General features: G+C 73.1%; 22 protein-coding genes and 5 pseudogenes. 14 read left to right on the top strand and 13 right to left on the bottom strand.

The features are described 5' to 3' along the window. The first annotated feature begins 66 nt into the window (after positions 1-66). Positions 67-1,014, top strand: a complete 948-nt coding sequence (locus KPL57_RS14960; RefSeq protein WP_374203719.1) for a cold-shock protein — start codon at positions 67-69, stop codon at positions 1,012-1,014. A gap of 188 nt (positions 1,015-1,202) precedes the next feature. On the opposite strand, the gene KPL57_RS14955 is transcribed toward KPL57_RS14960, so the two are convergent. Then, a complete protein-coding gene (locus tag KPL57_RS14955) occupies positions 1,203-2,069 on the bottom strand; it encodes an aldo/keto reductase family oxidoreductase (RefSeq protein WP_226352087.1) in 867 nt (288 codons plus the stop codon). Between the two features lie 129 nt (positions 2,070-2,198). On the opposite strand from KPL57_RS14955, the gene KPL57_RS14950 reads away from it, so the two are divergent. Continuing rightward, the gene (locus tag KPL57_RS14950; protein ID WP_226352086.1) at positions 2,199-2,630 is read left to right on the top strand and encodes a helix-turn-helix domain-containing protein; all 432 of its coding nucleotides are present in this window, start codon (positions 2,199-2,201) and stop codon (positions 2,628-2,630) included. A gap of 148 nt (positions 2,631-2,778) precedes the next feature. On the opposite strand, the gene KPL57_RS14945 is transcribed toward KPL57_RS14950, so the two are convergent. Further along, positions 2,779-3,864: a zinc-binding alcohol dehydrogenase family protein gene (locus KPL57_RS14945; protein ID WP_226352085.1), complete on the bottom strand. Its 1,086-nt coding sequence runs from the start codon at positions 3,862-3,864 to the stop codon at positions 2,779-2,781. 88 nt (positions 3,865-3,952) lie between these two features. Between KPL57_RS14945 and KPL57_RS14940 the strand changes: the two genes are divergently transcribed. Further along, on the top strand, positions 3,953-4,846 hold the full coding sequence (locus tag KPL57_RS14940) for a LysR family transcriptional regulator (RefSeq protein ID WP_226352084.1): 894 nt from the start codon (positions 3,953-3,955) through the stop codon (positions 4,844-4,846). On the opposite strand, the gene KPL57_RS14935 is transcribed toward KPL57_RS14940, so the two are convergent. Continuing rightward, entirely contained in the window at positions 4,843-4,986 is a 144-nt protein-coding gene (locus KPL57_RS14935) for a hypothetical protein (protein WP_226352083.1), read from the bottom strand. The genes KPL57_RS14940 and KPL57_RS14935 overlap by 4 nt on opposite strands. Positions 4,987-5,027: 41 nt before the next feature. Next, positions 5,028-6,449: a type I glutamate--ammonia ligase gene (gene glnA, locus KPL57_RS14930; RefSeq protein WP_020626170.1), complete on the bottom strand. Its 1,422-nt coding sequence runs from the start codon at positions 6,447-6,449 to the stop codon at positions 5,028-5,030. Positions 6,450-6,633: 184 nt separating this feature from the next. On the opposite strand from glnA, the gene KPL57_RS14925 reads away from it, so the two are divergent. Then, entirely contained in the window at positions 6,634-7,104 is a 471-nt protein-coding gene (locus KPL57_RS14925; RefSeq protein ID WP_226352082.1) for an RDD family protein, read from the top strand. 10 nt (positions 7,105-7,114) lie between these two features. On the opposite strand, the gene KPL57_RS72165 is transcribed toward KPL57_RS14925, so the two are convergent. Continuing rightward, positions 7,115-7,348, bottom strand: a complete 234-nt coding sequence (locus KPL57_RS72165; RefSeq protein WP_374203721.1) for an FCD domain-containing protein — start codon at positions 7,346-7,348, stop codon at positions 7,115-7,117. After that, positions 7,345-7,791, bottom strand: a pseudogene (locus KPL57_RS14920) (GntR family transcriptional regulator); the annotation flags it as partial. The gene KPL57_RS72165 and the pseudogene KPL57_RS14920, both read right to left, overlap by 4 nt. A gap of 122 nt (positions 7,792-7,913) precedes the next feature. On the opposite strand from KPL57_RS14920, the gene KPL57_RS14915 reads away from it, so the two are divergent. The 9 genes from KPL57_RS14915 to KPL57_RS14870 all read left to right on the top strand — a co-directional run bounded on the left by KPL57_RS14915 (position 7,914) and on the right by KPL57_RS14870 (position 16,531). Further along, a complete protein-coding gene (locus KPL57_RS14915; protein ID WP_226352080.1) occupies positions 7,914-8,957 on the top strand; it encodes a LuxR C-terminal-related transcriptional regulator in 1,044 nt (347 codons plus the stop codon). A gap of 258 nt (positions 8,958-9,215) precedes the next feature. After that, a complete protein-coding gene (locus KPL57_RS14910) occupies positions 9,216-9,617 on the top strand; it encodes a heme-binding protein (protein ID WP_149666046.1) in 402 nt (133 codons plus the stop codon). Beyond that, on the top strand, positions 9,614-10,894 hold the full coding sequence (locus KPL57_RS72160; RefSeq protein ID WP_374203718.1) for an MIP family channel protein: 1,281 nt from the start codon (positions 9,614-9,616) through the stop codon (positions 10,892-10,894). Before KPL57_RS14910 ends, KPL57_RS72160 begins: the two co-directional genes overlap by 4 nt. A 3-nt stretch (positions 10,895-10,897) precedes the next feature. Next, positions 10,898-12,619, top strand: coding sequence for a propanediol/glycerol family dehydratase large subunit (locus KPL57_RS14895; RefSeq protein WP_226352079.1), 1,722 nt, complete (start codon positions 10,898-10,900; stop codon positions 12,617-12,619). Continuing rightward, positions 12,616-13,206, top strand: coding sequence for a propanediol/glycerol family dehydratase medium subunit (locus KPL57_RS14890; protein WP_226352078.1), 591 nt, complete (start codon positions 12,616-12,618; stop codon positions 13,204-13,206). Before KPL57_RS14895 ends, KPL57_RS14890 begins: the two co-directional genes overlap by 4 nt. Positions 13,207-13,216: 10 nt before the next feature. Then, positions 13,217-15,085 (top strand): diol dehydratase reactivase subunit alpha, encoded by a 1,869-nt coding sequence (locus KPL57_RS14885; RefSeq protein ID WP_226352077.1) that lies wholly within the window; start codon positions 13,217-13,219, stop codon positions 15,083-15,085. Then, positions 15,082-15,516 (top strand): glycerol dehydratase reactivase beta/small subunit family protein, encoded by a 435-nt coding sequence (locus KPL57_RS14880; RefSeq protein WP_226352076.1) that lies wholly within the window; start codon positions 15,082-15,084, stop codon positions 15,514-15,516. Before KPL57_RS14885 ends, KPL57_RS14880 begins: the two co-directional genes overlap by 4 nt. Beyond that, positions 15,513-15,731: a hypothetical protein gene (locus KPL57_RS14875; RefSeq protein WP_226352075.1), complete on the top strand. Its 219-nt coding sequence runs from the start codon at positions 15,513-15,515 to the stop codon at positions 15,729-15,731. Before KPL57_RS14880 ends, KPL57_RS14875 begins: the two co-directional genes overlap by 4 nt. Continuing rightward, complete coding sequence (locus KPL57_RS14870; protein WP_226352074.1) at positions 15,728-16,531, top strand: (2Fe-2S)-binding protein; 804 nt, start codon at positions 15,728-15,730, stop codon at positions 16,529-16,531. Before KPL57_RS14875 ends, KPL57_RS14870 begins: the two co-directional genes overlap by 4 nt. A gap of 91 nt (positions 16,532-16,622) precedes the next feature. On the opposite strand, the gene KPL57_RS14865 is transcribed toward KPL57_RS14870, so the two are convergent. From KPL57_RS14865 to KPL57_RS14855, 3 genes and pseudogenes are all read right to left on the bottom strand, one after another. After that, positions 16,623-17,360 carry a DUF4191 domain-containing protein gene (locus KPL57_RS14865; protein ID WP_020623524.1) on the bottom strand — a complete coding sequence of 246 codons (738 nt, stop codon included), beginning with the start codon at positions 17,358-17,360 and terminating at the stop codon, positions 16,623-16,625. A gap of 45 nt (positions 17,361-17,405) precedes the next feature. Continuing rightward, a complete protein-coding gene (gene lipA, locus KPL57_RS14860; protein ID WP_226352073.1) occupies positions 17,406-18,410 on the bottom strand; it encodes a lipoyl synthase in 1,005 nt (334 codons plus the stop codon). Further along, a pseudogene (locus KPL57_RS14855) lies at positions 18,407-19,333 on the bottom strand (SDR family NAD(P)-dependent oxidoreductase). Before KPL57_RS14855 ends, lipA begins: the two are co-directional and overlap by 4 nt. An 82-nt stretch (positions 19,334-19,415) precedes the next feature. Between KPL57_RS14855 and KPL57_RS14850 the strand changes: the two are divergent. Next, entirely contained in the window at positions 19,416-20,348 is a 933-nt protein-coding gene (locus KPL57_RS14850) for an LLM class F420-dependent oxidoreductase (RefSeq protein WP_226352072.1), read from the top strand. 16 nt (positions 20,349-20,364) lie between these two features. On the opposite strand, the pseudogene lipB reads toward KPL57_RS14850, so the two are convergent. The 4 genes and pseudogenes from lipB to KPL57_RS14830 form a co-directional block, all read right to left on the bottom strand. Then, a pseudogene (gene lipB, locus KPL57_RS14845) lies at positions 20,365-21,085 on the bottom strand (lipoyl(octanoyl) transferase LipB). A 10-nt stretch (positions 21,086-21,095) separates the two neighbouring features. Continuing rightward, positions 21,096-21,836, bottom strand: a complete 741-nt coding sequence (locus tag KPL57_RS14840; protein WP_374203717.1) for an FAD-dependent oxidoreductase — start codon at positions 21,834-21,836, stop codon at positions 21,096-21,098. Positions 21,837-22,078: 242 nt separating this feature from the next. Beyond that, positions 22,079-22,360: pseudogene (locus KPL57_RS72155) on the bottom strand (FAD-dependent oxidoreductase); the annotation flags it as partial. Next, a pseudogene (locus KPL57_RS14830) lies at positions 22,357-23,246 on the bottom strand (TIGR01777 family oxidoreductase). The pseudogenes KPL57_RS14830 and KPL57_RS72155, both read right to left, overlap by 4 nt. Between the last annotated feature and the right edge of the window lie 100 nt (positions 23,247-23,346).

The following is a 23,346-nucleotide window of genomic DNA, read 5'->3' as shown; positions in this document are numbered from 1 at the left end:
CCGTCGCACCGCGAGGGCCGTCGGGGAGACTGGGCCGGTATCCGACCTTCCGATCTGGAGCTCTTCATGCCGCACGGGACCGTCCGCTGGTTCGACGCCGAACGGGGTTTCGGCTTCCTCGCCCCCGAGGACGGTTCGCCGGACGTGTTCGTGCACGCCTCGGAGATCGTCGGGGTCGGCGGCGCACCCGTGCTCCGCGAGGGCCAGGCCGTGGAGTTCGAGCTCGGCGAGAACGACCGCGGCCCCCAGGCGCTGCGCGTCCGGGTCACCGCCGACGCGGCCGCCGGCAGCGCCGTGGGCCTGCTCGGCACCGTCAGCTGGTACGAGCCGGCCAAGGGCTACGGCTTCGCGACGCCGGACGGCGGCGGCGCCGACATCTTCGTGCACAGCTCCGCCATCGTGACCGGCGGCGTGGTCGCCGAGGGCCAGCGGGTGGCCTTCCTGATCGTCGAGGGTGAGCGCGGCCCACAGGCCGGGCACGTGATTCCGCTGGGGGAGGGGGCGGGCCTGCCCGCCGCGAACGGCGGGGCGGACGGCGACGACGGCGCCGACGGGACGGTGACCTGGTACGACGAGGGCAAGGGCTTCGGCTTCGTCACCCCCGACTCCGGCGACGAGGACGTCTTCGTCCACGCCAGGGCACTGGCCGAGGGACTGACCTGGCTCGCGGAGGGCGACCGCATCGCCTTCGAGGTGGCCCAGGCGGAGAAGGGCCCCCAGGCCCGTGACGTGCACCTGGTCCGCAGCGGCGAGCCCACGACGCCGCGCCGGCCCGCTCCCGCCGCCGGACCGGCGTCGCGGGACGTTCCGGCACGGGGCGGCGAGGGCGTCGTCGTGCGCTACGACGAGGAGCGTGGCTTCGGGTTCATCTCCCCGGACGCCGGCGGGGACGACCTGTTCGTCCACGTGTCCGTGATCCGGGACGCTGAGGCGCTGCAGAAGGGCGACCGGGTCCGGTACGCGGTGCGCCAGAGCGACCGGGGTCCGCAGGCCGACCGCGTCGAACGTCTCTGACGTCTCGAACGCCTCCGACGAGGCGGCCCGCCGACCGGTCGCACACCGGGCCGCACGCACCGAGGCCCGGCTCCCTCACGGGGCTGGGCCTCGGCGTGACCTGGTTCAGGTGCGGAGCACACGTCGTAGGAGTGATCGGGCCCCGGGCTGAACCGAACACTCCTCGTCCGGCTCGAGCGATGCCCTGCTCAGCGGCCGATGCTGTCCAGCTCGGCGAGGTCCCGCTCCGACAGCGAGAGGTTGGCTCCGGCGATGTTCTCCCGCAGGTGCGCGACCGAGGAGGTCCCGGGGATGAGCAGCACGTTGGGCGAGCGCTGCAGCAGCCACGCCAGAGCGACCGACATCGGGGTCGAGTCCAGTCGGGAGGCGACAGTGGACAGTGCCTGGGACTGCAGTGGGGTGAAGCCTCCGAGTGGGAAGAACGGCACGTAGGCGATGTCGTCCGCGGCGAGCTGGTCGATCAGTTGGTCGTCGTGCCGGTGGGCCAGGTTGTACATGTTCTGCACGCACACGATCTCGCCGATGCTGCGCGCCTCCGCGACCTGCTCGGTGGTGACATTGCTGACCCCGAGGTGTCGGATCAGGCCCTCCTCCTGGAGCTCGAGCAGTGTGCCGAACGCCTCCGCGATCGATCCCGGCTGGGGGCCGTTGGCATCGCCCATGCGCATGTTGACCAGGTCGAGGACGTCGACCTTGAGGGACTCCAGGTTCTCCTGGACCTGTCGGCGCAGGTCGTCGGGGCGTCGCGCAGTCGGCCAACCGCCCTGTTCGTCACGTCTCGCACCGACCTTGGTGGCGATGAGCAGCGACTCAGGATAGGGATGCAGGGCCTCAGCGATCAGCTCGTTCGTGAAGCGCGGTCCGTAGGCGCCGCTGGTGTCGATGTGGGTGATACCTGCCGCCACAGCGGTGCGGAGCACCGCCACCCCGCCATCGTGATCGGCCGGTGGCCCCATCACCCAGGGGCCGGCCAGTTGCATGGCGCCGTATCCGAAGCGGGTGATGGGCGTCCCGCCCAGGTCCCATGTACCGCCGGGAAGGGAAGGGTGAGCCATGGAGTGCCTCTCGTCTTCGGTTGGGGGTGGCGTCTCGTGCCACCGTCGTCCAGTATCAGTGCGCAACTTCCCAACAGGAAGTAGGCACTTACGAGTGCGTAACTCACCGACAAGGCAAGGTTGGACGCCATGGCGACGACGAAGGCAGCGCAGCGGGCGCAGGCGAAAGCGGAGTACAACGCCTTCTTTGCTACGTGTCCCAGCCGGCAGCTGCTCGACAGGCTCTCCAACAAGTGGGTCGTGCTCGTCCTCTGCGCCCTCGGGGATGAGGCGGATGGCGGCGACGGCCCGCGCTCGCGCACGATGCGCTACTCGGAACTCGCCCGCCTGCTGGCCGGGGTCAGTCAGAAGATGCTCACCCAGACCCTCCGCAGCCTCGAAGCCGACGGTCTGGTCACCCGCACGGTGACCCCGACCGTTCCCGTCACCGTCGAGTACGCACTGACCGAACTCGGGGGCTCACTGCTCGACCTGACTCGTGGTCTGCGACTGTGGGCCCAGGACCACATGGACGAAGTCCTGGCCCACCGCAGCGCCGTGAGCGCGAGCACTGCGCCCTGATCCGGGAAGAGCCCCAGCGGCTCAACTCCACATGTCGTCGGGAGACGTCACACGTCACGTCAGCGCAGCACGGGGAACCGCGACCGGTAGGTGACCAGTCCCCTCCCCGCACGAACGGCCCGGGCTCGCATATCCGGAGCAGCAGTCCTCACATCGACGGGACGAGGACGGTGCGGTCGAAGGGGCCACCGTGTGCGGCCGCGTGGGCGTCGGCGTCGTCGACCCGGTCGAGCCCGAAGCGTGTGACGCGTTCGTGGGTGAGTTCGAGGGCCCCGGTCGCGACGAGCCGGATCAGGCCGACGTTCGCGGTGCGCGGATACATCCATTGGCCCCGCACGGTGACCGAGTTTCGCATGATCCAGGGGTAGGGGAGCGCGAAGTCCGCTCCGCCGAGCATGCCGACGCCCCCCATCAGCACGACTCGCCCGTGTTCACGAACGGTCATGGCCGCCGCACGTGCGGTCGAGCTGGGTGCCTGGGGCGGCAGGAGGTCGAGAACCATGTCGATCGGTCGGTCCGCCGCCAGGACCATCGTCGCGCGGTCGGCGGTCTCGTCCCCGCTGAGCTCGACCGGGCTGACCCGCCCGCCGAACCGTTCGGCGAGCAGGTCGAGCGCAGCCCGATTTCGGCCCGGTGCGACCACGTGACCGGCGCCCATCGCCAGTGCGACGGCGACCGCGCTGCTGCCGAGGTTGCCGGTGGCCCCGCTGACCAGCACCGTCTCCCCGGCTGACAGTCCGCCGGCCAGGAGGCCGCCGTAGGGGATGAGATGGATGCCCAGTGCGGACCAACGGGCGGGGTCGTCCGTGGCCGTGCCGGGCAGGAGATGCACGTTCTCGGTGGGGACGCGCATGAGCTCGGCGAACGGGCCGTCGTGCAGATGCCGGGCCAGTCGCGCGCCGCCGTCGCCACGAGAGCTCCACCCCTGCAGCATGATGTCCGGTGTCAGGGCGTCGTCGCGTGCGCGGACCGTCGGGTCACACCAGACGAGATCTCCCGCCCGCAGCCTGGTCGCGTCGGGTCCCACCTCGACCAGGCGGCCGATTCCGCCGAGTCCCGGTACGACGGGTGGTTCGAGGGGGTAGCGCCGCGTTCCGTCGAAGACCTCGGAGGCGTACGGGAGCACACAGGTCGCCAGCACCTGCACCAGGACCTCGCCGTCGCCGGCTTGTGGATCAGGGACGTCGTGGACGACGAACGGGGAGCCGAAAGCGGTCAGTGTCGCTGCGCGCATGGAATGTCCTCTCTCTCGTCGGACACGTTAGGGCGACGCAGGGCATGCAGGAAGCGACGATCGAGCACATCTGGTATGCGTAGTCAGCATGGACTTGTCGAGCGTGGGGCTGCGGGTGCTGTGTCGGATCGCCGAGTCGGGCAGCTTCACCGCCGCCGCAGCTCAGCTGGGCTACACCCAGTCCGCGGTCTCACGTCAGGCGGCGGCGATCGAGCGCAGCGTCGGCGCCACGCTGTTCGAGCGGCGCACCGACGGGGTGCGGCTCACCCGGGCCGGGATGACGCTGCTGCGCCACGCACGGGCGATCCTGGATTCGGTGGACGAGGCAGAACGCGACCTGACCGGCGAGGCTCCGCCGACCGAGCTGGTCAGGCTCGGGTTGGTTCCGAGCGCCGGGCTGATGATGCTGCCCGCCCTGTTGAGGCGTCTGGCCGAGACGGCGCCCGGGATCCGGGTCCACACACGCGACGGCACCACACCCGGTCTGGCGCGGGCACTGCGTGCCGGGTCGCTGGACGTCGCCGTGCTCACGGCGCGCCCGCCCTACCGTCCGCCGGACGGTGAGTCGCCTCGCCTGCACGTCACCGCGGTCCAGGACATCGAGCTCCGCCTGGCGGTTCCGGCCACCGGCGCGTTCGCGGGGCGAACCTCGGTGCATGTCGACGAGCTGCTCGACGCGTCGTGGATCGTCACCCCGTCCTCGAGTGCCGAGCCGCTGCTCGGTGTCTGGCCGGGGCTGCCCGGGCGGGCACGCATCGTCCACCGCGCCCACGACTGGTCGACCAAGTTGCAACTGGTCGCGGGTGGTTTCGGGGTCACCACGATCCCGGAGGGACTGTCGTCCGTCATACCTGCGGGTGTGATCACCGTGGATGTCCAGGGTGCTGCGCCCGAGGTTCGTCGGGTGCTCGTGGCTCGGCTACCTGGTGCCGCCACGCCCGCCGTCGAATCCGTCATCGAGGCGATCGGGTCGACCGTCTAGGTGTCCCCGCCGACGAACACGTCGTCGGTGGCCACCGTCCTGGCGGCCGGGCACGACGACGGCCCGTCCACCCCGGAGCAGCCAGGGGAGAACGGGCCGGTCGTGTGGACGTTGGACGGGCCTGGTGAGGGCCTGATCATGGCGCCCGACCCTGTGTCACCAGGTCGGGCGCCATGGTCGGTCACACGTCGTAGTACAGGGCGAACTCGTACGGGTGCGGGCGCAGCCGCAGCGGGTCGATCTCGTTCTCCCGCTTGTAGGAGATCCAGGTCTCGATCAGGTCCGGGGTGAACACGCCGCCCTCGAGCAGGTAGTCGTGGTCGGCCTCGAGCTTGTCGATGACCGCACCCAGCGAGGACGGGACCTGCGCGATGTCCTTGGCCTCCTCGGGCGGGAGCTCATAGAGGTCCTTGTCGATCGGCGCCGGCGGCTCGATCTTGTTCTTGATGCCGTCGAGACCGGCCATCAGGATCGCCGAGAACGCCAGGTACGGGTTGCCCGACGAGTCGGGGCAGCGGAACTCGACGCGCTTGGCCTTCGGGCTGTCACCGGTCAGCGGGATCCGGATGCAGGCCGAGCGGTTGCGCGCGGAGTAGACCAGGTTGACCGGCGCCTCGAAGCCCGGGACCAGGCGGTGGTAGGAGTTCACCGTCGGGTTGGTGAACGCCAGCAGCGACGGCGCGTGGTGCAGCAGGCCGCCGATGTAGTAGCGGGCGGTGTCGGACAGGCCGCCGTAGCCGGACTCGTCGTGGAACAGCGGCTGGCCGTCCTTCCACAGCGACGAGTGCACGTGCATGCCCGAGCCGTTGTCGCCGAACAGCGGCTTCGGCATGAAGGTGGCGGTCTTGCCGTTCTGCCACGCCACGTTCTTCACCAGGTACTTGAAGAGCATGACGTCGTCGGCCGCACGCAGCAGCGTGTCGAACTTATAGTTGATCTCGGCCTGGCCGGCGGTGCCGACCTCGTGGTGCTCGCGCTCCACCTCGAAGCCCGACGCCTGCATCGCGGTGACGATGTCGGCGCGCAGGTCGGCGTAGTGGTCGACCGGCGGGACGGGGAAGTAGCCGCCCTTGTAGTTGACCTTGTAGCCCAGGTTGCCCCCGACCTCCTCGCGGCCGGTGTTCCACCAGCCCTCCGCGGAGTCGATGTGGTGGTAGGCCTGGTGCGGGTCGGTGCCGAACCGGATCGAGTCGAAGACGTAGAACTCCGCCTCGGGCGCCATGTAGGCGGTGTCGGCGATGCCGGACGCGGCCAGGTACTCCTGCGCCTTGCGGGCCACGTTCCGCGGGTCCCGGGAGTACGGCTCACCGGTGATCGGGTCGTGGACGAAGAAGTTGATGTTCAGCGTCTTGTGCTTGCGGAACGGGTCGACGCGCGCGGTGGTGGTGTCCGGGAACAGCGCCATGTCGGACTCGTTGATCGCCTGGAAACCGCGGACGGAGGAGCCGTCGAAGGCGGCGCCGTTCTCCAGGAGGTCGCCGGCCGTCTTGGCGGGGACGGTGAGGTGCTGCATGACGCCGGGCAGGTCGCAGAACCTGATGTCGACGTACTCGACCTTCTCGTCCGAGATGTACTTGAGTACCTCTTCGGCGTTGCTGAACACTCTCTCGGGCTCCTTCATTCGCTGGTGGAGATCGTGGGTGACGGTAGGAGCGGCGTGTTGCTCACCCATCACTCATCTGTTTCACCGACGTTAACTGACCCGACCGCGAGATCGATCACGTTCGTCATCGGTGTCCGGTCCGGTCCCGCTCGGTGCTGCGGTTACGCCGCCTACGCTAGAGAGCATGGCCCGTTGGATCGAGTCCTGGCTCCCCGGTTCATCCGCAGGAGGTTCCGCCTCTGCCGGACACCCCGGCGAGCGCTTCGGGCTGCCCGCGACCGGCCACTACTCGGTCGCCGGGTTCGGGCGCCGGATCGCCGGCGTCGTCCTCGACTGGTTCCTGGCCTACCTGCTCGTGCTGCTGGTCGCCGGGGTCGACGCGCTCGGCTCCCCGGAGTTCGGCTGGTGGGTCCTCGGGACCTGGTTCGTGATTACCGCGCTGACCGTGTCGGTGCTCGGCACCGCGCCGGGGCACCTCGCACTCGGCATGCGCGTCGCGCGCACCGACATGGCGACCCACGTCGGCGTGCCGCGGGCGCTGCTGCGCACCGCGATGATCGCGGTGGTGCTGCCGCCGTTCCTGCGCGACGCCGACGGCCGCGGCTGGCACGACCGCGCCAGCCGGACGGTCGTCGTGCGGGTGCTGTGGGGCTGAGCCCGCCGGGTCACACGCTCACCGGGGGAGTGCCCAGCACCGACGCCCGGGTGCCGGCCAGGTGCACCCGCAGCACGGCCACCGCCGCCTCGGTGTCGCGGGCGCGCAGCCCGGCGAGCAGCTGCCGGTGCTCCGAGACCAGGCGCTCGGCGCGGCCGGGGAAGCGCCACCGAGGGCGCCCATGTTCATCCGCAGCTGCCGGTCGCGCAGCGAGCCGTAGACCTCCAGCAGGATGCTGCGGCACCCGGCCCGCACCAGCACGGTGTGGAACGCCCGGTCGGCCTCGACGAAGGCGAGCTCGTCGCGGGAGGCGACGGCGGCGAGCTGGTCCTCGAACGCGGCGTCCATCGCGGCGGCGATGTGGGCGAGGGTCTCGTCGTCGACTCCGACGACGGTGGCGATCGCGTGCGACTCGATCACGTCCCGGGCCTCGACCACGGCGTCCACCTCGCCGGGGGAGACCGGCACGACCAGCGCGCCGCGCTTCGGGAAGAGCTTCAGCAGCCCCTCGGCCTGCAGCTGCAGGAACGCCTCGCGGACCGGGGTCCGGCTCAGCTGCAGCGGCCGCGCGACCTGGCCCTCGCTGATCAGCTCGCCCGCGGGCAGGGTCCCGTCGAGGATGCCGGCCTTGGTGAACCGGTACGCCCGTTCGGCGGCGGTCCCGCCCGCCCGTGACCCGTCGTCCACGTCCGAATCATGCCTGACCGCGCCCGCCCCGGATCCGAGAGGCTTGCCCGCCCCGGTCGACGTCCCTACCGTTCATCCCCAAGGACACGGCATAGATGCAAGATGGATACCGGGAGGACCGGGTGATCCTCGCTCACGGTGCGGTGCAGGACCGGGGTGTGACGCCGCTCCTCGACGACCTCGTCCGGCGCACCACCCAGCGCCTCGGCGGAGGTGGCGGGGCCGTGACGCTGCTCGGTGACCGGGCGCCGGTGGTCCACCGCGAGCCCCTGCCCCCGGTCGACGACGTGTTGGCCCGGCTGGTCCGGGAACCGCGCACCCTCCTGATGGAGGGGGACGGCCCCGGCAGGTCGGACGTGCTCGGCACCCCCCTCTGGTGGGACGACGAACTGCTCGGGGCCTGTGCTTTCGGTGGGGGTGGATCCTTCTCCGCCAGCGACGTCGCCGCGGTCGAGGGATTCGCCGCACAGGCCGCCGTCGCGGTGATGGCGGCACGGCTGCTCACCGAGGCCCCGGTCGCTGCGACCGCGGACGCCGGGCACCGGCTGCTCCCCGAGCTGCGGGCCGAGCTGGACCGTGCCCTGCGCGCGCTCGGGGCCCGGGGCGGCGTCGTCACCCTGGGCACCGAGCGGGTGCCGGACCCGGTCGTCGCGACCGGGGTGCGCGAGGTCGCGCGGCTGCTGCTCGACAACGCGGTGCTCCACTCCGGCGCGGGCACGGTGCGGGTGGGGCTGGCGTTCGAGGCGGGCGAGGTCCGCCTGCTCGTCGACGACGACGGCCGCGGCTTCGACCCCGTCACCGCGCCCCGGTCCGGGCTGGACCGGGTCGAGTCCACCGTGCGCGCCGCGGGTGGCCGGCTGGAGATCGACAGCGTCCCGGGCTGGGGGACGCGGGTGCGGGCCTGCTGGCCCGACCCACCCACCCCGTACGCGGCCGGCCCGCTCGCGGCGCCCCCCACGGGCCTGCAGCCGGCCCGCGGCCAGCACCTGCTGACCCTGCGCGAACGGGAGGTCCGCGCGCTCGTCGAGCAGGGCCTGGCGGACAAGCAGATCGCCACCCGGCTGGCCATCTCGGTCAAGACGGTGGAGAAGCACGTCGGCGCGGTGCTGCGCAAGACCGGCGCCCGCAACCGGACCATGCTCGCCCGCTTCGGCGCGGCCACCTGAGCATCCCCGGCTCCCCGAGCACGCCCGGCCACCCGCCGCGGATCCCCTGGGCGAGGGCGTTCCGGTACCCCACACGGTCACCCCGCACGATCGAGGCGTCCGTGCCGGACGGCTGGGCCGGACGGCCCTCCCCGGAGGGTGTGGGGGTGGGGGTGAGGTAGGGAGAGTCCTCATACCTCGCGGGTCCCCGCGCTCCTAGCGTCGTCGACGTACCCGGTACGGACCGGGTCGCCCGACTCGACGAGGAGTGAGGCCCGGATGGCACGACTGACCCTCCAGGACGCCGAGAAGGCGCTGGCCGCCGGACTGGCGAAGGCGACCGAGATCGGCCAGCCGATGAACGTCGCGGTCGTCGACGACGGCGGTCATCTGCTGGCCTTCGCCCGCCAGGACGGCGCGATCCGCGCGAGCATCGACATCGCCCAGCGCAAGGCGCGCACCTCGATCCTGATGGACCTGCCGACCGCCGCGCTGACGCCGCTGGTGCAGCCGGGCGCCGAGCTCTACGGCCTGGAGCACACCGCGGGCGGGATGGTCGCCTTCGGCGGCGGCATCCCGGTCCACCGCGACGGCGAGCTGGTCGGCGCGGTCGGGGTCAGCGCGGGCTCGGTGGAGCAGGACGTGACGGTGGCCGAGGCCGCCGTCGCGGCACTGGCGTGAGCCGGGGGGACGCCGGCGAGCTCGCAGCCGAGTTCGCCGGGACGTTCGTCCTGATCCTCATCGGCTGCGGCACCGTCGCCCAGGTCGTCACCTCCGACGGCGCCGCGGGCGACTGGTCGACGCTGGTGTGGGGCTGGGGCGTCGCGGTCACCATGGGCGTCTACGTCGCCGGCCGGGTGAGCGGCGCCCACCTCAACCCGGCCGTCACCCTGGCACTGGCGGTGTTCAAGGGCTTCGCCTGGCGCAAGGTCGCGCCCTACTGGCTGGCCCAGACCGCGGGCGCGTTCCTCGCCGCGCTGGTCGTGCGTGCCGTCTACGCCGGCCCCATCGCGGCGGTCGACCCCGGCCACACCGTCGCCACCCAGACCATCTTCTCGACCCTGCCCGGTGAGCACGTCTCGATCCTCGCCGCGTTCGGTGACCAGATCGTCGGCACCGCCCTGCTGGTGTTCGTGATCTTCGCGCTGACCAACGCGCTCAACAACCCGCCCGGCGCCAACATGGCCCCGTTCATGATCGGCTTCCTGGTCGTCGGCATCGGCATCGCCTTCGGTGCCAACGCCGGCTACGCCATCAACCCGGCCCGTGACCTGGGTCCGCGTCTGGCCTCGTTCGTCACCGGCTACGACACCGCGTTCGTCACGAGCACCGGCGTCCCGTACTGGTGGCTGCCGATCGTCGCCCCGCTGCTCGGCGGCCTGATCGGGGGCGGCGCGTTCGTCCTGCTGGTCGAGCGCTTCCTCGCCCCCGCCGAGCTGGAGGCCGCCGCCCGGCGACGTGCCGGTCGGCCGCATCCCGCACCCGGAGGTCCCGGCCGAGCCGGCCGTGGCGTCCCGCCTGGAGGAGACCCGATGAGCACCACCCTCGGCCCCGCCGACTACCCGCTGTCCGTGCAGCGGCCCGACCTGCTGCGCACCCCGACCGGTCGGCCGCTCTCGGAGGTCACCATGGCCGCCGTCGTGTCCGGGGAGATCCGCAACGAGGACCTCCGCATCTCGGCGGAGACGCTGACGCTGCAGGGCGAGATCTCCGACGCCGTCGGCCGCCGCCAGCTCGCCGAGAACATGCGGCGCGCCGCGGAGCTGACCACCGTCCCCGACGAGGAGGTCCTCGCGATCTACAACGCGCTGCGGCCCCGCGCGTCGTCGGCCGCCCGGCTCGCGGAGATCGCCGACCGGCTGGAGAACGACTACGCCGCCACCACCTGCGCCGCGCTCGTCCGCGAGGCCGCGCAGGTCTACGCGGCCCGCGACCTGCTCGCCCGCGAAGGAGACTGACCGATGACCAGCACCCTGCCCGAGGCGGCCACCCCGGCGACCGGGGCCAGGACCTCGAAGCGCACCGACATGCTCGAGTCCCGGCCGGTCAACCTCGACGGGTTCGTCGAGGAGTGGCCCGAGAAGGGTCTCGTCGCGATGGAGAGCGACTTCGACCCCGCGCCGAGCGTGCGGGTCGAGAACGGCGTCATCGTCGAGATGGACGGTCGCGAGCGCGCCGCGTTCGACTTCATGGACACCTTCATCGCCGACCACGCGATCGACGTCGAGGTCGCCGAGCGCGCCACCGCGATCCCCTCGACCGACATCGCCCGGATGCTCGTCGACCCGGGTGTGACCCGGGCCGAGCTCCTCGACATCACCCGCGGCCTCACCCCGGCCAAGCTCCTCGACGTCGTCAAGCTGCTCAACATCGTCGAGATCATGATGTCGATGCAGAAGATGCGGGCCCGCCGCAGCCCCGCCAACCAGGCGCACTCCACCAGCGCCCGGGACAACCCCATCCAGGTCGCGGCCGACGCCGCCGAGGCCGCGCTGCGCGGCTTCGCCGAGATGGAGACCACCCTCGGGGTCCTGCGCTACGCCCCGCTCGTCGCCATCGGCCTGCAGATCGGCGCCCAGTCCGGGCGCGGCGGCGTCATCACCCAGTGCGCGCTGGAGGAGGCCACCGAGCTCGACCTGGGCATGCGCGGCATCACCGGCTACGCCGAGACGATCTCGGTCTACGGCACCGAGTCCGTGTTCGTCGACGGCGACGACACCCCGTGGTCGAAGTCGTTCCTCGCCAGCGCCTACGCCTCCCGCGGCATCAAGATGCGCTTCACCTCGGGCACCGGGTCGGAGGTCCAGATGGGCAACGCCGAGGGCCGCTCCATGCTGTTCCTCGAGATCCGCTGCATCCTGATGGCCAAGGGCGCCGGCGTGCAGGGCCTGCAGAACGGCTCGATCAGCTGCATCGGCGTACCGGGCGCGGTCCCGGGCGGCATCCGCGCCGTCGCCGCGGAGAACCTGGTCTGCAACATGGTCGACCTGGAGTGCGCGGCCGGCAACGACCAGTCGTTCTCGCACTCGGCGATGCGCCGCACCAGCCGGCTCATGCCGCAGCTGCTGTCCGGCCAGGACCTGGTGTGCTCCGGCTTCTCCGGCGTCCCGAACTCGGACAACATGTTCGCCGGGTCGAACCTCGACGTCGAGGACTACGACGACTGGAACACCATCCAGCGCGACCTGCAGATCGACGGCGGCCTGCGCCACGTTCGGGAGCCGGAGATCCTCGCCGTGCGGGAGAAGGCCGCCCGCGCGATGCAGGCCGTGTTCGCCGAGCTGGACCTGCCGCGGATCACCGACGAGGAGGTCGAGGCGGCCACCTACGCCAACTCCAGCGCCGACTACCCGCTGCGCGAGGTCCTGGAGGACCTCAAGGGCGCCCAGTCGGTCATGGACCGCGGCATCACCGGACTCGACCTGGTCAGGATCCTGGAGCGCACCGGCTTCCACGACGTCGCGGAGAACCTGCTGCAGGTCCTGCGCCAGCGGGTGTCGGGCGACCTGCTCCAGACCTCGGCGATCCTCGACGAGAACTTCGTCCCGCAGGCCGCGATCAACGACGCCAACGACTACGCCGGCCCGGGCACCGGCTACCGCCTGACCGGTGAGCGGTGGAACGCCCTCAAGAAGCTGCGTCACGTCACCAGTGCCGAGAACCCCGAGGAGGAGGTCTCGTGAGCATCGCGACCGACAACCCCGCCCCGACCCCGCTGTCGTTGACCGAGGTCGGGCTCGCCGAGCGCGGCACCCGCCCCGACGAGGTCGTCATCGCGGTGTCCCCGGCGTTCGCCGGGTTCTTCACCCGCACCATCGTGAACGTCCCGCACGCCGAGGTGCTGCGCCAGCTCATGGCGGGCATCGAGGAGCAGGGCGTCACCTCCCGGCTGATCCGGGTGTGGGACACCGCCGACCTGGCGGCCATCGCCCACACCGGCGCGAAGCTGTCCGGCTCCGGGATCTGCGTGGGCCTGCTGTCGCGGGGCACCACGATGATCCACCAGAAGGACCTCGCCCGGCTGTCGAACCTGGAGCTGTTCCCGCAGTCGCCGCTGCTCGACGCCGAGGTGTTCCGCGGCATCGGCTCCAACGCCGCCCAGTACGCCAAGGGGGAGTCGCCGCAGCCGGTGCCGACCCGCAACGACCAGATGGCCCGCCCCCGCTGGCAGGCCAAGGCGGCGCTGCTGCACCTCAAGGAGTTCGAGCAGATCCGCCACGGGGTGCGTCCGGTCGAGGTCACCCTCGGTGCATCGGTCGACGCGGGCTGAAGGAGACACGGTGCACGGGACGGACGGCTCGCGGCTGGTCGTGGGCGTGGACATCGGCAACTCGACGACCGAGGCCTGCGTGGCCTCGATCGACGCGCACGGCCGGGTCGACCACCTCGGGACCGCCCTGACCCGCACCACCGGGGTCAAGAGGACCCCGGACAACACCGCCGGTGCGGTGACCGCGGTCCGCCGGGCGCTGGAGGGGGCCCGGCGGGCCGTGGCCGACCTCGACGAGGTGCTGCTCAACGAGGCGACCCCGGTGATCAGCGGTCTCGCGATGGAGACCATCACCGAGACGATCATCACCGAGTCCACGATGATCGGGCACAACCCGTCGACGCCCGGGGGTAGCGGCCTCGGGGTCGGGACCACGGTGTCGATCGACGACCTCACCGGCGACGGCCCCCTCCCGGACGGGCCGGTGATCGTCGTCGTCGGGCGGGGGTGGGACTTCGACCGGGTCGCGCAGGTTCTCACCGCGGCGCACGAGCGCGGGTGCGAGCTGGTCGCGGCGGTCCTGGCCCAGGACGACGCGGTGCTCGTCGCGAACCGGGTCCCGGTCGCGATCCCAATCGTCGACGAGGTCGGCGCGGTCGAGCGGGTGCCGCTGGGCATGGTCGCGGCGGTGGAGGTCGCCCTGCCGGGCCGCACCATCCGGACCCTGTCGGACTCCTACGGCCTGGCCACGGTCTTCGGGCTCGACCCCGACCAGACCCGTCAGGTCTCCCCGGTCGCGCGGGCGCTGACCGGCAACCGGTCGGCGGTCGTCGTCCGGACCCCGGCGGGTGACGTCACCGACCGGCGCGTCCCGGTCGGCGAGCTGGTCCTGACCGGGGCCGGGAAGACCCTGCGGATCGACGTCGACGCCGGTGCCGAGGCGATCATGGACACGCTGGCCAGGGTGCAGCCCCTCGACGACGCGACCGGGCAGCCCGGCACGCACGTCGGCGGGATGCTCGCGCAGGTCCGGGACACGATGACCGACGTGACCGGGCAGCCGGCCGCGGAGATCCGGATCCGCGACGTGCTGGCGATCGACACGTTCGTCCCGCGGGAGGTGCGGGGCGGTCTGGCCGGCGAGGTGTCGCTGGAGAACGCGGTCGCGCTCGCCGCGATGGTGCGCACCAGCCGCAGCCGGATGCAGGTCGTCGCCGACCGGGTCGCCGAGAGCCTCGGCTGCACGGCCCGGATCGGCGGCATCGAGGGCGAGATGGCGGTCCGCGGGGCGCTCACCACCCCGGGCACCGACACCCCGATCGCCATCCTCGACATGGGCGGCGGTTCCACCGACGCGGCGCTGCTCCTGCGGGACGGCACGTGCACCGCGGTGCACGTGGCCGGCGCGGGCGAGCTGGTCACCAAGCTGATCGACTCGGAGCTGGCGCTCGAGGACCGGGAGACCGCCGAGCAGGTCAAGTGGTACCCGCTGGCGAAGGTCGAGAGCTTCTTCCACCTCCGCCACGAGGACGGCTCGGTCGAGTTCTTCACCGAGCCGCTGCCCTCGCACGTGTTCGCCCGGGTGGTCGTCATGACCCCGGACGGGCCGGTCCCGATCAGGACCCGGCACTCCATCGACCACGTCGTGCGGGTGCGCCGCGAGGCCAAGCGCCGGGTCTTCGTGGTGAACGCCCTGCGGGCGCTGCGCCAGGTCGCGCCGGGCGGTTCGCTGCGCATGCTCGACTTCGTCGTGCTGCTCGGCGGGTCCGCGCTGGACTTCGAGATCCCGCAGATGGTCGCCGACGCCCTCGCCGGACAGGGCGTGGTGTGCGGGACCGGCAACGTGCACGGCACCGAGGGGCCGCGCAACGCCGTCGCGTCCGGGCTGGTCGACGCGCACGCGAGCGCACTGGTCGGCAGCGGGGAGCCCGCGGCATGAGCCGGCCGGGCCCGGCCTCGGCCCCGGAGCCGCCGTCGGTCGTCGTCGGTCACCACCCGGACACCCCGGCCCCGGTGCTGCGCGAGGTCCTCGCCGGCGCCGAGGAGGAGGGCGTCCCGGTCACGACCTGGCCGGACCCCGCCGCGGCCGGCGGTCCCGACGGGCTCGTCGCACTGGCCCACCGGGCGGCGCAGCGGTCCCGGCTCGACGTCGGCGTGGGGATCGACGCCGACGGCTCGGTGGTCGTGCACCACACGAAGCTGCCCACCGACCGGCCCGCCTTCACCGAACCCGCACCCGGCCCGGCCGGGTCGGGCGGTCCGGGCGGGTCGGGCTCGGGGGACCGGCCGCACGGGCGCCACGCGGGCGCGGCGGCGGCCCGGATCGTGACCGGGCTGCCGCTGCCCGGACCGGCCGGTGTCCGGCCGTGACGCACCTGCCGCCGTCGGCGACGCTGACGGGACGGGTGACCGCCCGGGGCCTCCTCTGGCTGACGGTGCTCGCCGCGCTGGTCACGTCGTCGACGGCGGCGCAGGCGGTCGCGGTCGTCGCCGCGGCGGGGGCGGTGCTGTGGGTCGGGCCGCTCGCCGGGACCCTCGCGAACGGCTCGCCCGGGACGATCCGGGATGCGAGGCTGCCACGGTGACCGGCCCGACCCACAGCACCGACCACACCGACCTCGCGGGCCCGGCCACCGCCCCGCAGGTGAGCGAGGTGCTGGCCGGGTTGGCGGCGGTCGGACCGTTCTTCGAGCTCCTCGACGTCACCGAGGAGCGGGCGGCAGGGCGGTCGGTCCGCCCGTTCGCCGCCGTCCTGGCCCCGGACGCGCTGCTCGACCGGGTCGAACGAACCCGGATCGCACTCGGGGCCGAGCCGCCGCTGGGCCGGCGGATCGCCGCGTCGATCGCGGTGCAGGGGCTCGCGGCGAAGCTGCTGTCCGGGCCGGTCGCGGCGCTGGCCCTGTACGGCGTGCTGGTCGACCTGCGGCCGCAGACGCTGTGGTGGTCCGCCACGCCGCTGGGCGACGTCGTCGCGCTGGACCCGCCGCGGATGGTCCGCCGCCGGGTCCCCGGGGTCGACGCGCTGGCCCCGCTCGTCGACGAGGTGCTCACCCCGCTGGTGGAGATCGCCGGCGAGCGCTTCGGGGTGTCCGCGACGGTGCTGTGGGGCAACGTCGCGTCGTCGGTCGCGGGAGCCAAGCGGGTGCTCGACATCCAGCGCCCCGACGCTGCGGACGCCGTCGCGGCCGTCGCCACGGACCTGCTGGAGCACCCGCGGCTGACCGGTACCGGGGAGCGGCGGGCTCCGGTGGCCCCGGACCACGCCTGGACGTTCCGGCGCCGGTCCTGCTGTCTGTACTACCGGGTGCCCGGCGGCAGCACCTGCGCCGACTGCGTCCTCGCGGACCTGCGCGGCGAGCCGGCGTCCGGCGAGACGGCCGACTGAGCCGACGGCCGTCGCCGCTGCGGGCCGCGCGGCCGGGCGCGGAGCGGCCCGGCCGGCGGTGGGACCGGCGGCCGGGTCAGCAGCGGGAGGGTCAGCGGCGGCGGACGGTGCGCTGGATGCTGCGCATCTTCGCGCCCTGGGGCATCGGCCCCTTGGGCATCGCCGCGGCGCGGCTGCCGAGGGCGTTGAGCTTGCCCTCCAGGGAGTCCATCTCGGCGGCGGAGATGTTGCGGGGCAGCTTCATGAGGTGGCGCTGCAGCCCCTTGAGCGGGACCTGACCCTCCTCGTTGCCCACGATCACGTCGTAGATCGGGGTGGTGCCGGCGACCCGCGCGGTGCGCTTCTTCTCCTGCGCGAGCAGGGTCTTCACCCGGTGCGGGGCCCCTTCGGCGACGAAGATGATCCCGGGCCGCCCGATGACCCGGTGCACCGCGTCGAGGTGGGTGGTGCCCGCGACGCCCTGGGTGATCCGCCACTGCCCGCGCATGTTGTCCAGCGCCCAGCCCGCGGCACCCGGTTGCCCGTCGGCCTTCACGTAGATCGAGCGCTGGACGCGGCGGCCGAAGATGCTGAACGCCGCCAGCGCGCCGATCAGGATGCCGAAGGGCACGAAGAACCAGACCAGGCCCAGCAGCCAGCCGATGAGCGTGACGACCACGATCGACCCGACGAACACGCCGATCATGATCGGGAGGAGCTTGGAGTCCTCCTTGCGCTGCATCTGGAACGCCTGCCAGATCTGCTGGCGGCGTTGCTTCGACGCGGCCTTCTTCTGGGCCTTGAGCGCCTTCTTCTCGTCGGGCGAGGGCTTACGGGGCTTGCCGGGCATGTGACCAGCCTACGTCCGACCGGTGATCGACGGTGCGAGCAGGTGTCAGCTGCGTGCCAGCAGGGAGCTGGCCTCCTGCGCGGCCGGGCCGGAGTCGGCCAGGTGCGCCAGAGCGGGGGAGAGCTCCTCGCCGCGGTGGGCCACGGTCTGCGCGTAGAGCCTGCCGGCCCGGTAGGACGAGCGGACCAGCGGACCGGCCATGACACCGGCAAAGCCGATCTCCTCGGCGGCCTTCGAGTGCTCCACGAACTCCTCGGGCTTGACCCAGCGCTCCACCGGGTGGTGGCGCTTGGTCGGGCGCAGGTACTGGGTGATCGTGATGATCTCGCAGCCCGCGTCGTGCAGGTCCTGCAGCGCCGAGGTGACCTCCTCGGGGGTCTCGCCCATGCCCAGGATCAGGTTCGACTTGGTGACCAGACCGAACGCGCGCGCCTTGCCGATGACCTCCAGCGACCGGTCGTACCGGAACGCCGGACGGATCCGCTTGAAGATCCGCGGGACGGTCTCGAGGTTGTGCGCGAACACCTCGGGGCGGGACTCGAAGACCGGGACGAGCTGGTCGTCGATCGAGTTGAAGTCGGGGGCCAGCAGCTCGACGCCGGTACCCGGGTTCAGCTCGTGGATCTTGCGGACGGTCTCGGCGTAGAGCCAGGAGCCGCCGTCGTCCAGGTCGTCGCGGGCGACACCGGTGACGGTGGAGTAGCGCAGCCCCATCTGCTGCACCGACTCCGCCACCCGGCGTGGCTCGTCGGTGTCCAGGTCGGCCGGCTTGCCGGTGTCGATCTGGCAGAAGTCGCAGCGACGGGTGCACTGCTCCCCGCCGATGAGGAACGTCGCCTCCCGGTCCTCCCAGCATTCGTAGATGTTGGGGCAACCGGCCTCCTCGCACACCGTGTGCAGGCCGCCCGAGCGGACGAGACCCTTCAGCTCGGTGTACTGCGGACCGGTCTTGGCGCGGGTGCGGATCCAGGACGGCTTGCGCTCGATCGGGGTCTCGCTGTTGCGGCCCTCGAGGCGGAGGAGCTTGCGGCCTTCGGGTGCGATGGTCACGCGCCCAGCCTACGCCCGGGGTCGGGTGTGACGCCGGTCGCGGCGGCCGTGACCTGCCACAACCGGGCGGCGAGCACCGGGTCCTGCGCGGCAGCGGACCGGCGGGCCGGACCGGCCGGTCAGTGCGCCTCCAGGGGACCGGACGGGCCCAGGTAGTCCCCACCGTGCACCGGCCCGGTCGCGGCGGCCCACTGCGCGGCGATGCCGTCCTCCACCGGCTGCACGACCAGCCGTTCGGCGGCGAGCAGCACCTGGGCCCGCAGGCCGCCGCCGCCCGCACGCCGGTAGGAGTTCGCCAGCAGCTGCGACGCCGTCATCCCCGGGTGGGCCGCCACCGACAGCACCGGCTGCCCGGACAGCCGCAGCCGCCGGTCCAGCTCGGCCGCGAACAGCAGGTTCGCCAGCTTCGAGGCGCCGTAGGCGAACACCGGGGAGTACCGGCGCCGCCGCCAGTGCAGGTCGTCGAGGTCGAGACGGGCGCTGCGGTGCCCGATGCTGGAGGTCGACACCACCCGCGACGGGCGCTCCGGGTCCCCGGCGCCGCACAGCGCGGGCATCAGCAGCCAGGTCAGCGCGGCCGGGCCCAGATGGTTGGTGCCGATCTGGAGCTCGAACCCGTCCGCGGTCTCACTGCGCGGCCCCACCGCGACGCCCGCATTGTTCACGAGCACGTCCAACCGGTCCCCGGTGCGCTCGCGGATCCGGGCCGCCGCGGCCCGCACCGAGGCGAGGTCGGCCAGGTCGAGCAGCACCAGCTCGCCGCCCACCTCGCGGGCCGCGGCCCGGCCCCGCGCGTCGTCGCGGGCGGTCATCAGCACCCGCGCCCCGGCGCGGACGAAGCGCGCCGCCAGCGCGCGGCCGAGGCCGGAGGTCGTGCCGGTGACGACGACGGTACGGCCGCTCAGGTCGGGGAAGGACTGCACGGCGGCACCGTAGCGGCAGACCCCGACAGCGATATGACGGCGGCCGGGCGGGCGCCGGGCGGGGCCGCTAGCGTCGGCGTCCGTGGACTTCCGGATCTTCACCGAGCCCCAGCAGGGCGCCCGCTACACCGACCTCCTGCGGGTCGCGCGCACCACGCAGGACGCCGGGTACGACGCGTTCTTCCGCTCCGACCACTTCCTTGCGATGGGTGACGGCAGCGGCCTGCCCGGCCCGACCGACGCCTGGGTGACCCTCGCCGCGCTCGGCCGCGAGACCGAGCGCATCCGGCTCGGCACCCTGGTGACAAGCGCGACGTTCCGGCTGCCCGGCCCACTCGCCGTCGCCGTCGCCCAGGCCGACGAGATGTCCGGCGGTCGCGTCGAGGTCGGGCTCGGCTCGGGCTGGTTCGAGGCCGAGCACCGGGCACTGGGCATCCCGTTCCCGCCGCTGGCCGAGCGCTTCGAGATCCTCACCGAGCAGCTGGAGATCCTCACCGGGCTGTGGGCGACCCCGCTCGGCGAGCGCTTCACCCACCAGGGGCAGCACTACACGATCACCGACTCCCCGGCGCTGCCGCGCCCGGTGCAGGACGCGCCGCCGGTGATCGTCGGCGGGATGGGGAAGAAGAAGACCCCGGCGCTGGCCGCCCGGTTCGCCACCGAGTTCAACGTGCCGTTCCAGCAGCCCGAGGCCGTCGCCGACCAGTTCGGGCGGGTCCGCGAGGCCTGCACCGCGGCCGGGCGCGACCCGGGCACGCTGACCTGGTCGACCGCGCAGATGCTGTGCCTGGGCAAGGACGACGCCGAGGTCGAGCGCCGTGCCGCCTCGGTCGGCCGCGACTCCGCCGAGGTCCGGGAGAACTGCCTGGCCGGCACCCCCGGCCAGGTCGTGGACCAGCTCGGCCGGTGGTCGGAGGTCACCGGGACGACCCGGTTCTACCTGCAGATCCTCGACCTGTCCGACCTCGCCCACATCGAGGACTTCGCCGCGACGGTGATGCCGCAGCTGACCTGAGGCACCGGGGCCGGGGTCAGCCCAGGCCGGACATCAGGTCGACCTGGCGGACGACCGGGTGCTCGGTCACCGGCAGCCGCCCGTCGAGCGCGTCCAGCACGGCGGCGGCCGCCGGGCCGGCGACCTCGTCGACGGTCACCGCACGGTCCAGCTCCGCGCTCAGCGTGGTCACACCGGCGTCGGCGATCCCGCACGGCACGATCCTGCCGAAGTCGCCCAGGTCGGCGTCGCAGTTGATCGCGAAGCCGTGCTGGGGACCCCGCCGGCGATCCGGACGCCGATCGCGGCGACCTTGCGCTCGGGGGTGAAGCCCTGCGCGGGCAGCCACACACCGGACCGTCCCTCGACGCGGCCCGCGTCGGTGACGCCGAGGTCGTGGCAGACCCGGATGAGGGCCTCCTCCAGGCGGCGGACGTAGTCCACGACGTCCATCGGCTCGCCGAGGGCGACGATCGGGTAGCCGACGAGCTGCCCCGGCCCGTGCCAGGTGATGCGTCCGCCCGGTCGACGTCGACGACCGGGGTGCCGTCGGTGGGCCGGTCCTCCGGCCGGGTGCGCCGGCCCGCGGTGTAGACGGGCGGGTGCTCCAGCAGCATCAGCACGTCCGGCCCGCCGTTCTTGCGGGCCTGCGCGTGCGCCTTCTGGGTGTCCCACGCCGCCTGGTACTCAACCCGTCCGAGCCGGTCGACCCGGACGTCGTCGGTGCGGGCGCGGCAGGACAGGTGCGGAGCGGCCATGGCGGCGAGCCTACGCCGCACCCAGCCGGGCGAGGACGGCCTGCGCGGCCCGGCGACCGCTCACCAGCGCCCCCTGGGTGGACGGTGTGTCGCGGTGGTCGCCCGCGACGAACAGGTTCTCCCCGAGGTCGACGTCGCGGCGGACCGGGCGCCCCGCCTCGAACAGCGGCAGCGCCTCGTCGACCTGGGCGGTGTGCAGGTGCAGCCAGTCGTCGGTGCCGACCCCCCAGATCCGGGCCAGCTCGCGACGCACCGCGGGCTCGTCGAGCCCGGTGGATCCCGGGGTCCCGACGATCGACGACGCCACCAGCGGGCGCCCGTCGGCGGAGTAGCCCGGCGCGGCCGCGGTCAGCACCATCGTGTTGACGACCGGCCCGCCGGTGCCGTCCAGGTGCAGCAGCGCAGCGGCCGTCGGGGCCTGCGGCGGGACGTGGAAGAACGTGGTCAGCGCGTTCATCCGCGGCTCGGCGACCCCGGGCAGCAGCGCGGCGGCAGTCCGCGGGTCCGCCGCGACGACGACCGCGCGCGCCGACAGGGTGCCGCCGCCGGTGTCCAGCTCGGGCGCGGGTCCGCCGCGGACGGCGTGCACCCGGGTCCCGAGCGTCACCGTGCCCTCGGGCAGGGCCGTGGCGAGGCGCCGGGGGAGTGCCTCCATGCCGTCGTCGGGGACGACGATCGTGCCCAGGGCGAAGCTGCGCCACACCAGCCGCACGAACGCGGTCGAGGTCTCCAGCGCCGTCTCGGCGAGCACCCCGGACAGGAAGGGCGCAGGAACCGGTCGGTGATCGCGCCGCCGAGGCCCGCGGCGTCGAGGTCCTGGGCGGCGGAGGAGCCGACGAGCGTCGCGGTCCGCGACGGCGGCGAGGCCAGCACCTTCGCCGTCCACGCGACGAGCTTGGCCTTGTCGATCGGGCCGAACAGGTCGTCCAGCGCGGTGGCCGGGGCGGACGCGGGCCGGCGCAGCGGGTTGACGAAGCGGTGCAGCTCGCCGTCGCCGGCCCGGATGGCGGTCCCGGGCTCGAACGCCCGCGCGCCCAGGGTGTCGAGCCCGTGCGGGGCGAGTGCGGCGTGCAGCGCGGGGTAGGAGCTGTTCAGCACCTGGAACCCGCGGTCGCAGCGGAACCCGTCGACGACGTCGGTCGCCATCCGGCCGCCGACCCGGTCGGCGGCCTCCAGCACGCGCACGGTCAGCCCGCGCCGGTGCAGGACGGTGGCCGCGCGCAGGCCGGCGAGGCCCGCCCCGACCACCAGGACGTCGACCCCGGACGGGGTCATGACCCGACCGCGGCCGAGAGCGCGTCGCCGATGGTGTGGTGGCGGAACTGGAACCCGGCGTCGAGCAGTGCCGCCGGCACCGCCCGCTGACCGCCGAGCAGCATCTCGCGGCCCATCTCGCCGAGCACGGTGGAGATGACCGGGCCGGGGACCGGGAACGGCGCGGGACGCCCGACGGCGGCGGCCATCTCCTTGGTGAACTCGGCGTTGGTGACCGGTACCGGGCCGGTCACGTTCGCCGGGCCGGACAGCGACTCGGTCTCGACGGCGAACCGGATCGCGGCGACCTGGTCGTCGAGCGAGACCCAGGGCATGTACTGGGTGCCCTTGCCGATCCGCCCGCCGAGGAAGCCCTTGAACAGCGGGCGCAGCATCGCGAGCAGCCCACCGGACGGGGACAGGACCAGACCGGTGCGGACGAGCACCACCCGGGCGCCGGCGTCCCCGGCGGGGGCGGTGGCGGCCTCCCAGTCGCGGCAGACGTCGGCGAGGAACCCCGAGCCCGACGGCGCGGACTCGTCGACGACGACCTGGCCGGTGTCGCCGTAGTAGCCGACGGCCGAGCCGCTGACCAGCACCGGGACCCGTGCCGGGCCACGGCCTCGGCGAGGACCTCGGTGGGGACGTTGCGCGAGTCGCGGATCAGCTGCTTGCGGGCGCCGGTCCACGGCCGGTCGGCAATGCCGGCGCCGTTGAGGTTCACGACCGCGTCGACACCGTCGAGGGTGCCGTCCTGCAGGGTGCCGGCCGGTGGGTCCCAGCCGCGCTCGTCGGGGGCGGCGGGGGTGCGCCGCACCAGGCGCAGCACCTCGTGCCCCGCGCCCCTCAGGTGGGCGACCAGGGCTGTTCCGATGAGTCCGGACGAACCGGCCACGACGACTCGCACGGCGGAGATCCTTCCCGGTCCCGGGCGGACGCGCGAGCCGGACATACCGCGACCGTCGTCACCGGTCACCCGGACCGGTGACGACGGCGGCCCGCCCCGG

This window comes from Pseudonocardia sp. ICBG601, from assembly GCF_020496245.1.
The sequence above is the reverse complement of the archived record's forward strand: the minus strand, read 5'-3'. Positions and strand labels throughout refer to the sequence as shown.